Origin of the sequence: Roseibium denhamense, assembly GCF_009711415.1 — a bacterium.
Taxonomy (GTDB): Bacteria; Pseudomonadota; Alphaproteobacteria; order Rhizobiales; family Stappiaceae; genus Roseibium; species Roseibium denhamense.
The window spans coordinates 22,296-38,024 of record NZ_SMLZ01000104.1 but is presented as its reverse complement, the minus strand read 5'-3'; the positions used below and the strand labels follow the sequence as shown (position 1 = coordinate 38,024).

Sequence of the window (15,729 nt, the reverse complement as noted above, 5' to 3'; positions counted from 1 at the left end):
CCGCCAGAATGGCATTCTTGGAAAAAAACGTCGCGCCGGAATTGAATCTGGAGCCGGATGGGCCGGATCACCAGTATCTGTCGCTCTGCGGCGACTGGACGGTGAGCACTCTTGCCGAGGCGGAGGCCGGGATCAAGGAGCTGGCCGTTGCCAAGGACCGGCTGACCTGCATTGACGTATCCAAGATCGTGAATCTGGACACAAGCGGAGCCTGGCTGATCCACCGGACGCGTGGACGGCTGGAGTTTGCCGGCCGGAAGGTGGAGCTGACAGGACTGACCCCGGAACGCAAGGATCTGTTCCACAAGATCGAGCACTATCATCCGCCCAATTACAAACCCGAACGATCCAGTCTGAGCATTGTCGGCTTTCTGGAAGCAACCGGCCGGCAGATGGTGGAGGCCGCCAAAGATGGCATGGCCATGCTCCACATCCTGGGGTCGCTGGGTCTGGTCATTTCGACGGTGCTCCTACAACCGAAGCGGCTGCGCAGCATCTCTATTGCTGTCCAGTTCGACCGCAGCTGCATCGGGGCGGTGCCAATCGTTGCTCTGATGAGCTTTCTGATCGGTGCCATTATTTCCCAGCAGGGCGGTTTTTATCTCAAGCAGTTCGGTGCGGATATTTTTGTGGTGGATCTGGCCGGTATTCTGGTCTTGCGGGAAATCGGGGTCATCCTGACGGCGATCATGGTCGCGGGCCGGTCGGGTTCGGCGTTTACGGCCGAACTTGGCGCCATGCGGATGCAGGAAGAGGTCGATGCTTTGCATGTGATTGGCCTGAGTGTGACCGAAGTTCTGGTCTTGCCGCGCATCCTGGCGTTGATGATTGCCCTTCCGATCCTGACCTTCATTGCCAATATGTCCGCCCTTTTCGGGTCGGGCCTTGTGACCTGGGCTTATCTTGACATTCCGCCAGCAGCGTTTCTGGCTCAGTTGCAAGCCGCCATTACGGTGGATACGCTGGTCGCCGGGCTGGTCAAAGCCCCATTTATGGCGCTGATTATCGGCCTCATTGCGTGCGTCGAAGGTCTCAAGGTTGAGGGATCGTCTGAATCACTCGGCCGTCACACGACCATGTCCGTTGTGAAAGCCATTTTCCTTGTAATCGTCGTAGACGGTTTCTTCGCCGTCTTCTTCGCGGCCATTGGAGTTTGATGACGCCGATGCAATCCACGGACGTTGCCACCAAGGCGCCGGAAAGCATGACAGACCCGGAGCGGGGTGTTCTTTTGTCTGTCCGGGGTGTGACGGTTGGCTTTGGCTCCAAGATCATTCTTAAGGACCTCGATCTTGACGTGAACAGCGGCGAGGTTCTCGGGTTTGTCGGGGGCTCGGGAACAGGCAAATCGGTGCTGATGCGGACCATTTTGGGCCTGACGCCGAAGAGAGCCGGACGGATTTCGGTTTTCGGGCACGATCTGTCCAAGGCGAACCGGCGCGAGCGGCTCATGATCGAGCGCCGCTGGGGCGTTCTGTTTCAGCAGGGCGCACTCTTTTCCTCCCTGACGGTCAAGCAGAACATTCAAGTCCCGATGCGCGAACACCTGAAGCTGTCACCGCGGCTAATGGATGAGCTGGCAAGCCTGAAGCTTGAACTGGTCGGCCTGCCACAGGATGCGGCCGATAAATTTCCGTCTGAGTTGTCGGGCGGCATGGTGAAACGCGCCAGTTTGGCCCGCGCCCTTGCGCTTGATCCGGATTTGGTGTTTCTGGATGAGCCAACCTCTGGGCTTGATCCCATTGGGGCGGCAGCGTTTGATTCTTTGATTGATAATCTCAGCTCTACGCTGGGATTGACTGTTTACATGGTGACCCACGACCTCGACAGTCTGCATTCCATTTGCGACCGGATTGCTGTTCTTGGGAATAAACGCGTCCTGGCGATCGGAACGCTGGACGATATGATGAAAAATGATGACCCATGGATTACGTCTTATTTCCGGGGTGAACGGGCCTTACGGCGGACTTGAGGTTGGACTGAATGGAAACCCGCGCAAATTACATACTGATCGGTGCCTTTATGGTAGCGACTCTGATCGGTGCGTTCGGGTTTGTTTACTGGCTCGCAGTCACCGCTGAGTCGCGCCAGAATGTTGAGGTGAAGATCCTCTATCCGGGGCCGGTGACCGGCTTGCCGGTTGGCGGTCAGGTGCTCTTCAACGGGATCCGGGTCGGAGACGTAAAATCGCTCGACTTTGCGCCCGGCGATCCTACCAAAGTTGTTGCAACTGTCGGCATCAGGCCGAGCACGCCGCTGCGCGAAGACACCAAAGCGACATTGAATTTTACGGGTTTGACGGGGGTCGCCTATGTCGATCTGAGCGGCGGTACGTCCGATTCCCCTTTGCTCCTTGGCCAGAACAACGGGAAAATTCCGGTCATCGAAGCGGACCGGTCGTTCTTTGACGATATTGTTGATGGGGCGCGCGACGTCCTTAAGCGGGCGGATTCAACCATGAAAACGGTTGATGACCTGCTGAAGGAAAACAGCCCGGCAATCGCCCAGACGATCCAGAATGTCGAGACCTTCTCCGGCGCGCTCGCTTCCAACTCCGATGGCGTTGAAGACTTCATGGCAAGCATCGGGCGGGCATCCGACGCCTTCAGCAGCCTGTCGGGCCGCATGGAAGGCCTGGTTGAGGAAGGCGAGCGGCTGCTGGCGGCTGTGCCTTCCGACAAGGTGACCTTGATTGTCGATGACCTGAGCAAATTTTCTGAGAGCCTCGGCAAAGCGGGTGATGATATTGACCTACTGATGTCTGATGCCCAAAGCGCGGCTCAGGAGCTGGAAGACTTTACAAAGCGCTTGAATGAAGGCTTCGGGCATGTTCAAGGCATTGTTCAAGCGGTCAAGCCTGAAGACATCGAGAAAGTTATGGCGGGCGCAGCGTCGCTTGGCGCATTGCTGGAGGAGCGCACGGACGATATCGACCGGTTGATCGTGTCCACCAGCGAAACCATGCAGAATGTCAACGAGATCGTGTCAATCGTGCAGGAGCGCGAAGGGGCCATCACGGACATTCTGGAGGGCAGCCGGGATGTTGTTCTCAAGGTCGATGGAATTGTAACGCGCGGGGTCGAGATCGCAGCTGCCATCGATCCTTTGCAGATCGAGGGTGTGGTCAACTCCGTTAGCGCTTTTGCGGAAGGGCTGAACCTGTCCCTGGAACGCGTGGATGCAATCGTCGACAGCGTGGACCCGGACAAGGTCGGGCAGGCTGTGGATGGGGTGACGGCGGTTATCGACAACATCAATAATCAGCAGAGCCAGATCAACGAGATCATCGCCTCGACCAAGTCCACAGTGCAGAATTTTGAGGCCGTTTCTGCAACGGTGCGGGGGCAGGACGACCGGATTGCTGCTTTGATTACCGACGTTCAGGCCGCCGCCGAACGGTTTGCCGCAACCCTTGGAACGGCGGACGACCTGTTGCAGGCGATTGATCCTGCAAGGGTTGCCAATATTGTTGGGTCTGTCGAAACGGCTGCTGCCGGGCTTTCCAATCCAGAGGATGGGATTCCGGCGATCCTGCAGAGCGCGCGCACCGCTGCCGACAATGTTCAGCAGATGACGGAAGACCTGAGCAAGCGGACGCCGGATGTTGACCAAATCATCACAGATGCCAAGCAAATGACGGCAACGCTGAATTCAACATCGGTGCGGGTTGAAAGTCTGATCGAGAAAGTCTCGGAGATGGTTGACGGAGACGGTGAAGGCCTGATCAAGGAGGCAACGCTTGCCGCGCAAGCGATCCGGAAAGTCGCTGTTGCGTTTGAAAGCCGGGCGGATTCTATTGCTGGCGGATTGTCCAAGTTCGCGACACAGGGGTCTGCCGATTTTGCGTCCGCGCTTGCCCAGGTCAACCGGACACTGGTTTCCATCCAGCGGGCGGCGGAAAGTTTCGAGCGCAGCCCCAACCGGGTGATATTCGGCGGGGAAGACGTGCCGACCTATAACGGCGCGCGCCGGCGTTAAGAGTGTGAAGTGAAGGGCTGGGAATGACGAAAGCAAGCACAGACATGACCCGCCGCGGGGTGCTGGGCGCCCTTGGCCTTGGGGTGCTCGTGTCGGGCTGCGCAAGCTCCGGTCCTTCCGCGTTTTATAGTCTAGAAGCCGGCAATGTTGGTGGACTGACAGGACGGTCAAGCCGGGTACAGGTTCTCGTGGCGGCACCCCGTGCCCTCAAGGCCCTGGATACCAGTTATATTGCTGTTGTCGACGACGGGCCTGTCTACAGCTATTTTCCTGCGGTTGCCTGGGCTGACACCCTTCCCAATGTGGTGCAGTTGAAGCTGGTGGAAACGCTTCAGAACACCGGGCGTTTGCGTGGCGTTGGCCTTCCAGGTGACGGTCTGCTGATTGACTATCAATTGCAGACCGACATCCGTAAGTTTGAGCTCCGGGTCGGTGGCGCCAATAGGGCCGTGGTCGAAATCGCGGCCCGTGTCGTTAATGATCGCAATGGACGGACTGTTGCAACCCGGGTGTTCCGGGCAGATACCCCATCCGGGAGCACGGACGTGTCAAAGGCCGTTGAGGCGATGAACACGTCAGCGGACAAGGTGTTTGCCGAAATGGCCGCCTGGACCCTGCAAAACGTGTAATCCTGAAGTTAGATCAGCGGACGGTGAATCGGACCCGATTTACCGTCAAAGGCAGATTGATCCCGCGATGGTCGCGGGTCCCTGCGTGTTTGCCGCATAACGCCCGAGGATCTAAAGCAGCATCAACGACAGGGACGGGACGGCGATCAAAAGCGCCAGCCGCGCAATGTCGGCTGCCCAAAAAGGCAAGATGCCGGCGAACATGGTCCGCAGGGGGACGTCCGTCAGCACCGAACGCAGGACAAAGACGTTCAAACCAATCGGCGGTGAGATCAGGCTGATCTCGGTCACAACGACCACAACAATCCCGAACCAGATCACGACCATTTCCGGATCACTCAAGATCCCCGTGCCGAAGTCGAGGGACGCTACCAGCGGAAAGAAGACCGGGACTGTCAGAAGGATCATGGACAGGCTTTCAAGCACGGCTCCCAGGATCACATAGATCAACACCAGCACCAGCATCACCACGTAGGCGTTAACATCCAGCGTCTCAACGAAGGCGAGAAGTGCATCCGGAACCCCGGCATAGCTGATGAAATTGGAAAAGACCTCAGCACCGATGATGATCGCAAAGATCATGGCGGTGGTCCGCGCGCAGCTCAGGCAGGCGCTGTAAAGCTTAGAGAAGGTCAGCCCGCCGGAGAAGAACGCAATCAACAGAGCGACCGCAGCGCCGATTGCGGCAGCTTCCGTCGGTGTGAAGAAGCTGCCGTAAATGCCAACCATGATGATGGCGAAGAGGCCGAGGACCGCCAGAACCCCATAAAGGTCCTGTTTCTTGACCTGAACGCCATCCGCGGTTGACGGCGCAAGCTCTGGCTTCACAAGAACGGTCAGATAAACAGCAATCAGGTAAAACACGACTCCGATCAGGCCAGGCAAAATGCCAGCGACGAACAGTTTCCCGATATCCGCTTCGGTCAACAAGCCGTAGATGATCAGGATGACGCTCGGCGGGATCAAGATCCCGAGCGTACCTCCGGCGGCAATCGATCCGGTGGCAAGACTGTCGGCGTAGCCCGCCTTGCGCATGGATGGCATGGCCACTTTCGACATGGTCGCAGCCGTTGCAAGCGATGAGCCGCAAACGGCCGAAAATCCGCCACAGGCGACGATGGATGCCATGGCAAGCCCGCCTCGCATCCGGTGCAACAAAGCATGTGCGGTCGTAAACAGCGATTGGCTCACACCGGAAATAGTCAGCAGATTGCCCATCAAAATGAACAGGGGGATGACGGAAAGTGTGTAGGAGAGGCCGGTCTCGAATGCGGCATTTCCCAGCAGATTGAAGGCCGCGTTCCAGTTTCGCAGAACGGCAAATCCGGCCGTGCCGACGATGATCATCGCGATTGCGATTGGGACACGCACCAGCACAAGCGCGAACAATGCGCCAAATCCGATCAGGGCTTCCAGCACGATCAGGCCTCTTTGCGAATACGGGAAATGGACCAGGTAACAGCCGCAAAGGCTGAGAGCGCGAAGGACGCCGCTCCAAGCCAGCCGGCAAGCGCTAAAGGGATCTCCAGGGAATCGGTCACGGTACCGCGCCTCTGAAGTTTTTCGGCATGATCAACAAGTTCGAGTGCGATCATGAGAAAGGTGCCAGCGGTTGCAATTCCCGCAAGGGCCGCGCCAAACAGCTTCAATGATTTGCTTTTGACCCCGTCGAGAAGCTCAACTTCGATATGCTCACCCGCACCCGTTGTCAGGGGGAGCGCACAGAAAATCAGGGCGGCCAGCAAAAGCTGCGTCAGTTCATAAGCCCCGGACACGGGACTGTTGAAAAAGTAGCGGGCGATGACATCGACGGTCGTCAGCCCGATCAAGGCGGCCAGGATAAGAAGACAGGCCCCTCCGAGAAGGCGAGAGACCCAACGCTGGATGGTGTGGCGCCAGTCCGGCGCCTTCGCCTCGGGTCTCTCTTCCATGGTTAGTTGCTAACGCCTGTTTGAGCCCGGAACTCGGCAAGGGCTCCGGCACCGTCAAACCCGGTCTCCTGGACCGCATCAGCCCAGGCGGCCTCGTGTTTGGCCGCAAGTTCGCGGATGGCGTCAAGGACAGGCGTCGGCGCGTCATAGACCTCGATATCCTTGTCGGCGATATAGTCCGCGCCCCGTGCGTCAGCGGCGTCCCATACGCCCCCGGCAAGTTCCGCGAGTGCTTCGCCGGAGACGGCCTCGATTGCGGCCTGGTCTTCCTCGGAAATGCCGTCCCAGATGTCCTCGTTCATGACGAGGAACCAGGACGTGTTGTAGATCCCGCCCGGCACCTTCATGGAGTATTTGATGTGGTCGGTCAGATTGAAGGCCTGAAGCGCTTCCACTGGGAAGGTAACGCCGTCGATCACGCCGCGCGAGAGTTTTTCAAACACTTCGCCCGGGCCCATGAATTGGGTCGTGATGCCCACGTCCTGGGAAAGGTCGGCGATGTACCCGCCAGGTGTGCGGATCTTGAGGCCGCCAAAGTCTTCAAGCGCTTCAATCTTGCGCTGATTGTTGTGGAACATTCCCGGTCCGTGCACCCATAGCCCGAGCAGCTTGGTGCCTTGGTGTTCCGCCTGCGCGTCTAGCGTGCCGCCATAAACGGACCAGTAGGCCTTAGAGCCGTCTGTTGCCGTATCCCCGAGGAAGGAGAACTGCCCAATGCGGGATCTCAGGAAGCGGTCGTCCTTGGTGAAGGAATGCAGGCCGTACGTGATATCGGCAACGCCGTCCGCTGCAAGATCATAGTGGGCCGGGGGCGCGCCAAGCGGCTTCGGCAGGATCCGGACGGTGACACGGCCATCTGTCGCCTCGGACACCTGTTCAGCCCAAGGCTCCATAACACCAACCACAATCGGGTGTTTCGGCGGAAGCCAGGACGACAAAACAAGTTCGTCGGCATATGAAGCTGCGGTGAAACCTGTCAGCGCGGCGGTCGCAACCCCTGCCATCAGGGCGAATGATTTGAATGTGTTCACGGTTTCCTCCTCCCGTTAAGCGGCTGGTCTCTTGTCTATCGTGGAAGAGCGTCACCCGCGGCTCTTCAAAATAGTTGCATATGAAACCAAGTCAATCGTAAAGTATGACGGAAAGCCTGAAAACAAAAGCAGGGCGCATACTGATGCCAAAGCCGTCTTCGCCAGACACCAGTCTCTGCGATAAAACGCCTATACCGCCGGAGGAAACGGATTTCAGGCCGCAAGACTTTAATCTTGAAACGTTCTTTCCTTACCTTGTGCGCGTGTTTTATTCCGACGTGACACAGGCTCTGTCCTCGGTCTATCAGCGCGACTATGGAATGATGCCGGCGGAGTGGCGCACGATGGCCATTTTGGGGTCCGCGCCAGCAGGTCTTCAGGCAAGCGAAATCGTCACCCGTTCCAGCATGGACAAGGTTGTTGTCAGCCGTGCCGTCAAACGCATGGAGGAGCGCGGATTTCTGCTGCGGGAGAGCAATGCAGCCGATGGGCGGAGCTTCCTGTTGAAGCTGTCTGACAGCGGACGGGCGGCTTTTGAGGATCTTGCGCCGAAGTTGCTCAAGGTTGAGCGGGAAATGCTGGAAGGCTTATCGGCTGCGGATGTCGACACGATCTTGAGCATCATGCAACGGATCCGGGGCAATTTGGCCAGGCACGTGGATGCTGGCACAGGGGAAGCCTGACCGTCTACCGGATATGTTTGTTCATGGGATTTGAATCAAAAAAGGCGGCCAACCGGCCGCCTTTTTGATTTTTATGAAGTACGCCTTAGTCCAGGCGCCCGCTCGCATGGGCCAGCATGGTGTACACCTTGCCGGTATCCGAGGTGAGGTAGGTTTGACCCAGCATATTGTCCCGGTCGTTGCGGGCAACTTGTGACAGCAATTGCTCGAAGTCCGCGACATAGCGTTCAACGGCGGTCCGGAATTCAGGGTCGCGCGCGTATTTCTGACGGATTTCGTCAAAGGTCTGCTGTCCCTGCAAGGTATAGAGCCGGCGGGTGAACACATGACGCTCACCGTTGCGGTAGCGTGCCCAAAGATCCACGAAGGTCTCGTGGTCGATCGCGCGTGCGATATCAACGGACAGGGAGTTCAGGCTCTCCACCGTGTGCAAGGCAGGGCGTGCCTCCTGCGTGTCCGAATTGGCATCATCGTCGCGTGAGGCGCGGCGCAGAAGATCCGCAACCCAGCCCTTGCCGCCGGACGCACCCCTGTCTGCCGGGGCCGGTTGGGCCTGCGGGGGGCGCTGTGCTGAGACACTTGGCTGCGGCGCAGCAGGACGCGGTTGTGCCGGAGCCTGGCTGTAGGTGCTTGGCGCTGGCTGCGCGGCCGGGGCTTGCTGAACCGGAGCTGCGCTTGCTGTGGCTGCGGCAGCCTGTGGGCGCGAGATGTCGAGCGCATTGGACTGCTTGGCGACAATCTCAGACAGTTCGGTGAGGGCGCGGACCTGCTCGTTCACGACCTTGCGGAGGGCCGCGGAAGATTCTTCGGCCTCATCCGGCAGGTTCAATACACCTTGCTTCAGTTCATTGCGGGTTGCTTCCAGCTCGCGGTGAACATCGCGGGCCACGTCACGCATGCGGGCCGCCGCATCGTTAAAGCGCTCCGAGGCGTCGCTGACCGTGCGGGTCATTTCCGAAATGATGTCGTCCTGAGCCGAGCGGATCGCATCGCGTGCCTTCTGGCCTTCCATTCCGGCGGTCAGACGCATGGATTCGAACTGCTCAGCAACCTGCTTGGAGGCAGCTTCAGCCGCGGCACTCAGCATGCCAGCTGCTTCACGGGCCTTGTCATCCGCCGTTTCCAGCGTCACGGACAAGGTCTGGGTGAAGGTCCGCATGAGCGTGTCGACAGCTTCTGTTTTGGCTAGCAGCGTGTCGGCCACGTCCTCGATAGCGGATTTGCGCTCGGATACGCGGCTTTCGACAGACCGGTTGGTGTCTTCCAGATGACGCGCTGCCTTTGTCAGTTCCTCGGACTGGTCGCCGAATCGGCCGGTAAGGTTCTGGATATCGGCAAGGGTCGTTGTCGTGACATCGCGCAGGTTGTTGACCTGTTCCGTGATGAGCGATGTTGTGCTGTTGGTCTCGGACACAGCCCGGTCGACTGCGGAGCGGAATTCCCCGGCACGGCGGGCGAGATTGCCCTCGACCTCGTTGAGGTTCTCCCCGGCATTCGCAACGATGGATTGCAGGTTCGCATTCGATGTCTCGATCTTGTTGAGGATCTCGGTGACATCTGCTTCGAGGCGGCGCTTGGTATCTCCAAGCAGTACCGTTGCCTGTTCACTGCGGTCGTTGATGCTGGCAACAATCCGGTCGCCGGCTTCCACGAGGGACCGGGTCGCATCGAGGCCTGTATGGGCGAAGGTGTCGGTGACGTCCTTGCCCTTGACCGTAATGGCTTCGAGAATGGCGGAATGTACCTCGGACAGACGGCCCGTCAGGTCGTTCGCCCGCAGCTCAATCGCGCTGATCAGTTCGTTGCCATCGGTTCCGACAATCTTCGCCAACTCACCGGACCGCGCGCCAAACGCCTCGTTCAACGTTGTCGCCCTGGAAAGCATCTCGTTGGCCACTTCGTTGCCGCGGTTGACCAAAAGATCAGCCGCTTCAGAGACCGCGCTGTTGACCCTTGCACGAACTATCCCAGCTTCGGAGGACATCTGTCCGCGGATTTCTTCCAGCGTCTTGGCCAGCGTCATCCGGGCCTGTTCGCTCTCTGCAGACAAGTTGCCGGAGATTTCAGCAATCAGGCCAGACAGCTCATTGCGGACCATGTCGCTTTCGCCTGTGAGGGAACCGGAGAACTCGGCAAGGGTTCCAGCGTAAAGCGTGCGGGCTTTTTCGCTTTCTGCGGCCATTGTGCGGGCCGCGTCACCGACAGCTGCGAGGACCAGTTCGCTGATCTTGCTGCTTTCGCCTGCCATCGCGGAGGTGGCCTGCTGCATGGTTTGGTTGATCTGATCCGCTGCCTTCTGGCTTTCGCCGACCAGAACGCCACGGGCTTCGCCCACCGATCCGAGAACGATCTCGCGCATGCGATTGCCCTCGGTGGAGAGTTTCGCCGTTGCTTCAACCAGCGCTCCGTCGACGATTTCAACGGTCTTGCTGCGCTCATCCGAGAGAGACTGAACGGCGCTGGCGACCGCTTCTTGAACCATATCGCGCAGGCGGGTGCTCTCGGTAGAGAGGGTTGCCCCTGCCTCGGAGATAACGGCCGTAAGGATATCGCGGGCACGCTCGCTTTCGCCGGTCAACGTACCGGAAATGCTTTCCAGCCGCTCATTCAGCACTGTCTCGAGCTGAGAGGCCCGGCTGTCGAGCGTTTCGGCCACTTCAAAGACCTTGGCGCCGAGTGACACGTTGATTTCCGCGATGCGCTCGGACAGGGACTCTGTCAACTCTTCGCTTTGCTTGCCGAGCACCGATCCGGCTTCCGCAAGACGGTTATCAAGCGCGGACGTCATTTCATCCTGGCCTTCAACGAAGGCTTGCGCGATTTCCTTCGTACGGGAAATCAGGGTTTCGGAAATCTGGCGGGCCCGGGCATCAAGGGTTTCGTCGATCCGGTCCGTGCCGCTTGTCATGGTCGCCGACAGCAATTCGGCCTTCTCTGCCATTGCGGTTGCCGCCGTGTCGACACGGCCAGACAAATGGGAGCCGATTTCTTCGGCGCGCTCAGCAAGGCTGTTGCCAGCCGCTTCGACACGCTGGCCTAGCTGCAAGGTGATCGCGTCGGACCGGTCTGCCAGAACATCGGTGATGTTGCGGGTCTTTTCCTCCAGCGTGTCACTGATGGAGGTGGTCCGATGTTCGATGGCGTCGGCTAGGATCTGTGTCCGGGTTTCCAGCGCTGCCTCAAAGCCGACCGTCCGCTGATCAAGCGTTAGATCGAGCGTGTTGATATGGCTGCCGAGAGATGCGTCCATGGTTGAGATCCGCTCGCTGAGGGAAGCATCCATCGATCCAATACGGTGTTCAAGAGAGCTGTCGAGCGAGGAAATGCGCTCGGTCAAGGTAACATCCATCGACCCGAAACGCTGCTCTAGCGAGGTGTCCATTGTGCTGATGCGATCAGTCAGGGTGGCATCGATCGCGTTGTACCGCTGATCCAGGGAGGCATCCATTGCTTCGATCCGGTTGCCGAGCGAAGCATCCATGGCTTCGATGCGTGCGGAGAAGGTGCTGTCCAGGGTGCCAAGACGGGAGTCAAGCGCCTCAGAAAGCAGGAGCGTTTTCGTGTCGAACGCATCGATCAGCTGACCGCCGCGATCCGTGACGATTGTCTCAAGTTCCGTGAGGCGCGTAGACAGGCCTTCCTGAAGTGCCTGACCGCGGACATCAAGCGTCTCTGCGATTTTGCCGCTGACTTCATTGATGTCTCCGGCAACCCGGTCACCTCGGGTTCCGATGAGCTCGGCAAGCTGTGTTCCGGTCTCTGCCAGCTTGACCGTCAGCATATTGGTCTGGTCGCTAAGGTTTGCGGCAAACTGTCCGGAAACACTTTCGAGGGTTTCGCGGAAATCAATGGTCTGCTGCTCGAGGATCGTTGCCATCTCGTTGCTGCGCGCGGCCAGACGTTCGTCAAGCTCGCTGCCATTGATGGAGATCGCAGTGTAGATGCGCTCGGAAATGTTGTCGAACTTCTCGGCCAGTTCCCCGCCGCGAACCGTGATGGTCTGTGTGAGGGAGCCGGCTGTCTCGTCGAGCTTGGAGGCAATTTCGCCGCCGCGCAGTGACAGGTCGACCACAATACTTTCGCCCGTGCCGCGCAGGATTTCCGCAACTTCGGAGGACCGGCTCGACAATGTCTCGACGATTTCCGCGCCCCGTATCGAGATGGTGTCAGTGACCGCCTGGCCTTTTTCCGAAATGCTGTCGACCACACGTGCGCCAGTCTCAGCAAGGGATTCATCAAGGGTGGTGACGCGGGTGTCGACGGTTGTCACCAGTTCCTCTGTACGGGACGTAATTGTGTCAATCAAACGGCCGGAGGTGAGGGAGAGGTTCGCGTTGATCTCTTCACCACGTGCCGTGATGGTGTCACCAACCTGCGTTCCTGTCGTCTCGAGCGCTGTTCTGAATTCATCAGCCTTGGTGTTGAGGGTTTCAACAACAGTTGTGCTTGAATTTGTCAGCGTTTCATTGATTTCCAGACCGCGGGTCGTGAGGTTTTCGACGAAGCTGTTGGCCGTTTCCGCAAACCGCTCGTTTACCTCGTTGCCGCGATAGGAGAGGGTCTCCCACATGGTGTTGCCTGTCTGGGACAGATTGTCGACCAAATCCTGACCAGTGGTGGATAGGCGGGCAACGTAGTCTTCGGCGCGTACCGTCAGGCTATCGACCAGCTCGCCGCCGGATGCGTTGAGCGTCGCTCCGAGAGATTCAATCCGGGAATCGACCGTTGCGGTCAGTTCTTCGACACGCGAATTGACGGCGTCGATCATGCGCTGGGTGGCGTGATCGACGGTCGAGCCGAGCTCGCCGGATGTTCCTGCCAGTTGCGAGGAGAAAGTTTCATGAGCGCCGGCAATGGTCTCGCGGACCCGCTCTGCATTCATGACGATCGATTCACGCTGACTGACCAATTCATCAATGAGCGCGCGGATTTTCAGTTCGTTGTCATTATAGGACCGTTCGAGGGACGACACCTCGTTATGAACCAGAACTTCCAGCTCGCTGGCGCGTGCGATGGCCCGTTCGATACCATCGCCCATCGCCGCGACTTCGCGGCGGATGGCCTGGCCGACACTCAGAATGGATTCCTTGGCCATGTCTTCCGGTTCGGCGAGACGGAGGGCGACTTCCGTCATCCCGCGGGCAACGATGCGCATTTCCTGCGCCCGCCAGATCATCATGGCCATGACGAAGAAGAAGATGATCGGCACGACAATGCCGACAGCCGCGAGGACCATCTCCGGTGAGCTGATCAGAGCTTGCGGGTCATTCAGATTGGTGAGCCGGTCGCCGAAAGACGTCATGAACAGGCTGCTGCCCAGGGCGGCCCAGATTGCACTCAGTGCCAGGGCACCCCAGAACGGGGCGGAAGACGGGCGGCGTTGCAGAGCGTAGATGAGGTTGCCGATATTGCGGCGATCGTCATTTGCGGCAGGAGGACGGCCACCACGCCCACGGCGCCGGTTCTGGCGCTGTTCGTCTCGTGGCGATGATCCTTCGGAATCTGATTTGGCGCCGGCCGCCGGAGCTTCAGCCGCATCCCCTGGGTCCTGCAACGGATCAGCTGCACTCGATTCAGGCCCGCCGAAGTCCAGTTTCAGCGCTTCTTCAACCGCTGAAAGGGCTGCTTCTGCCGGATCTTTTGCCTTAGTCGGATTTGCCATTTTTAGGTCGCCTCACGTCCGTACTCATTACATACCGGCTTCAGCCCGGCTGACATGTGTGCCAAGTCTGGGCGTTGCCGTATGCGCCTGCCTGATGACCGTGAATGAACGCAAGTTCACGGTTCAAGCGTTCGTTGAGAGGAGGGCCGCCGCTGACCGTCCGGAAACCGCTAGGGAAAACCGGTACACTCCCCACCTTGCCGCATGAGTAACTGTAATGGCACAATCTCTCCTAACGAACAAGAAACAGTAATGGCGTGAATCACTTAAGGGGGTGTTTGGATGTCTGAATCGAAGCGCAAGAGGGTCCCTGGCGGCAGTGAAAAGCCGGACAGCGCAGCAGGTCTGAAGCCGTCCAAATTAACCACCGTCCAGAAAAGATGGCTTCTCCGCGGGCTCGATCAGCCTGGCTGGAAGCTGCCTTTGTTTGATGAAAATGGCCGCGAAATTCCAGCACGCACAATTCATGCGTGTGTCGAGGCTGGGTGGGCAGAGCCTTGGTTTTCCAACCCAATTAAGCCGGATTGGCTGGTCTGCAAGCTGACGCCTGCCGCATTTGAGGTGTTGTCTGCAAGCCAAAATCGCAAAGACAGTTAATAGCGAATCATTTTATTAAAATTTTATCGATTTCAAAAAGCCTCAGAAAAGCAAGGGATTTTTTCTAAAGCTGTCGGGGCAAGCGTTAATTCGCATTAACCAAGAAAACAAATTTTTGGGGACATAGCGCGATTCGTCCGGTTTAGAGCATCGATTTAACCCGCTGTTTGGGAGTCTTCGCCCACTCTTCCACTGGTAAAGCTTGCGGCCGGGTGCCGACAGGCGAGTGTCGAGTAAGTGTGGAGCACCCTCATGGCCCCCTCATCTATGGCTCTGGTGGCTGGCCGAACCCGTCAGAACGCGCCGATTGATCTTGTTCAGCTGGCGACCAACACCCTTGGGAACCGGGATCTAGAGGTCCAGGTGCTGCATTTGTTCAAGACGCAGTCCTGCGCGACGCTCGAGCGTCTTGAAAGTGAAGAGGATCAGGCCGCGGTTCTCGATCTTGTCCATACGCTGAAGGGATCCGCCCGCGCCGTCGGCGCGCTTCGGGTCGCCCAAGTCTGCGAAGCGCTGGAAACCGACATCAAGGGACCGGAGCACGCATCCACGGACGGCCTTGTTGCCGCCGTCAAGGAAACCAACAGCTACATCAGCGATCTTCTCGAAGGGTGAGTGCCTTTCAATGTGCCTCATCCACGCTGCTTAGCCGTCTGCTCCAGCCCCTCGCTTCTTGACCTTTCGCGCCAAAGCTTTATGTCGAGGCAGCTGAGTTCGACACTTATCTGGCTGGGACGCGACACATGCCGAAAATCATTTATGTAAATTCCGATGGATCCCGAACCGAAGTGGATGCTGCCGACGGCTCCACAGTCATGGAAAACGCCATCAAGAACATGGTTCAGGGAATTGAAGCCGAGTGCGGTGGTGCCTGCGCCTGCGCGACATGCCATGTCTATGTTGATGAGGCCTGGAAGGATAAGACCGGAACGCCGGAACCGATGGAAGAGGACATGCTGGACTTTGCCTATGACGTCAAGCCGACCTCGCGGCTGTCATGCCAGATCCAGATGAACGCCGATCTTGACGGACTGGTCGTCCATGTTCCGGAGCGGCAAGCCTGATTTGATCTATTGTCACAGACAATGCTCAAGCCCGCCGGTGATCACCGGCGGGTTTTTTGTGTCCTGTCGAACGGGGCAGATTGCTCTTGATTTGAAAGTGTTGGAGCATCTTTTCCCTGTCTGATTGATCGCTCGGCGATCCAATCTGACCGGG

11 protein-coding genes are annotated in these 15,729 nt (G+C 58.3%); 7 read left to right on the top strand and 4 right to left on the bottom strand.

The window, feature by feature from the left end; translation table 11 throughout:
- Positions 1-8 precede the first annotated feature (8 nt).
- From E1180_RS08875 to E1180_RS08860, 4 genes are read left to right on the top strand one after another with little or no spacing between them, the layout of a single operon-like run.
- Positions 9-1,157: an ABC transporter permease gene (locus E1180_RS08875; RefSeq protein WP_155190826.1), complete on the top strand. Its 1,149-nt coding sequence runs from the start codon at positions 9-11 to the stop codon at positions 1,155-1,157.
- A gap of 47 nt (positions 1,158-1,204) precedes the next feature.
- Positions 1,205-1,972, top strand: coding sequence for an ABC transporter ATP-binding protein (locus E1180_RS08870; RefSeq protein WP_208997034.1), 768 nt, complete (start codon positions 1,205-1,207; stop codon positions 1,970-1,972).
- A gap of 11 nt (positions 1,973-1,983) precedes the next feature.
- Positions 1,984-3,978 carry an MlaD family protein gene (locus E1180_RS08865; protein ID WP_155190825.1) on the top strand — a complete coding sequence of 665 codons (1,995 nt, stop codon included), beginning with the start codon at positions 1,984-1,986 and terminating at the stop codon, positions 3,976-3,978.
- 23 nt (positions 3,979-4,001) lie between these two features.
- The gene (locus E1180_RS08860; RefSeq protein WP_155190824.1) at positions 4,002-4,607 is read left to right on the top strand and encodes an ABC-type transport auxiliary lipoprotein family protein; all 606 of its coding nucleotides are present in this window, start codon (positions 4,002-4,004) and stop codon (positions 4,605-4,607) included.
- A 111-nt stretch (positions 4,608-4,718) separates the two neighbouring features.
- Here the strand turns inward: E1180_RS08860 and E1180_RS08855 are convergent, their stop codons facing one another.
- Genes E1180_RS08855 through E1180_RS08845 form a run of 3 tightly spaced genes read right to left on the bottom strand, consistent with a single transcriptional unit; the run spans position 4,719 to position 7,569 of the window.
- Positions 4,719-6,026, bottom strand: a complete 1,308-nt coding sequence (locus tag E1180_RS08855; RefSeq protein ID WP_283404365.1) for a TRAP transporter large permease — start codon at positions 6,024-6,026, stop codon at positions 4,719-4,721.
- Between the two features lie 2 nt (positions 6,027-6,028).
- A complete protein-coding gene (locus tag E1180_RS08850; RefSeq protein WP_155190822.1) occupies positions 6,029-6,538 on the bottom strand; it encodes a TRAP transporter small permease in 510 nt (169 codons plus the stop codon).
- A 2-nt stretch (positions 6,539-6,540) separates the two neighbouring features.
- Positions 6,541-7,569: a TRAP transporter substrate-binding protein gene (locus E1180_RS08845; RefSeq protein WP_341873551.1), complete on the bottom strand. Its 1,029-nt coding sequence runs from the start codon at positions 7,567-7,569 to the stop codon at positions 6,541-6,543.
- Between the two features lie 143 nt (positions 7,570-7,712).
- On the opposite strand from E1180_RS08845, the gene E1180_RS08840 reads away from it, so the two are divergent.
- Positions 7,713-8,252: a MarR family winged helix-turn-helix transcriptional regulator gene (locus E1180_RS08840; protein ID WP_155190821.1), complete on the top strand. Its 540-nt coding sequence runs from the start codon at positions 7,713-7,715 to the stop codon at positions 8,250-8,252.
- Positions 8,253-8,337: 85 nt separating this feature from the next.
- Here the strand turns inward: E1180_RS08840 and E1180_RS08835 are convergent, their stop codons facing one another.
- Positions 8,338-13,914, bottom strand: a complete 5,577-nt coding sequence (locus tag E1180_RS08835; protein ID WP_155190820.1) for an apolipoprotein A-IV repeat region-like domain-containing protein — start codon at positions 13,912-13,914, stop codon at positions 8,338-8,340.
- A gap of 849 nt (positions 13,915-14,763) precedes the next feature.
- Between E1180_RS08835 and E1180_RS08830 the strand changes: the two genes are divergently transcribed.
- Both E1180_RS08830 and E1180_RS08825 read left to right on the top strand, forming a co-directional pair.
- Positions 14,764-15,126: an Hpt domain-containing protein gene (locus E1180_RS08830; protein ID WP_208997024.1), complete on the top strand. Its 363-nt coding sequence runs from the start codon at positions 14,764-14,766 to the stop codon at positions 15,124-15,126.
- A gap of 128 nt (positions 15,127-15,254) precedes the next feature.
- Positions 15,255-15,575 carry a 2Fe-2S iron-sulfur cluster-binding protein gene (locus tag E1180_RS08825; protein WP_155190819.1) on the top strand — a complete coding sequence of 107 codons (321 nt, stop codon included), beginning with the start codon at positions 15,255-15,257 and terminating at the stop codon, positions 15,573-15,575.
- The last annotated feature ends 154 nt before the right edge of the window (positions 15,576-15,729 follow it).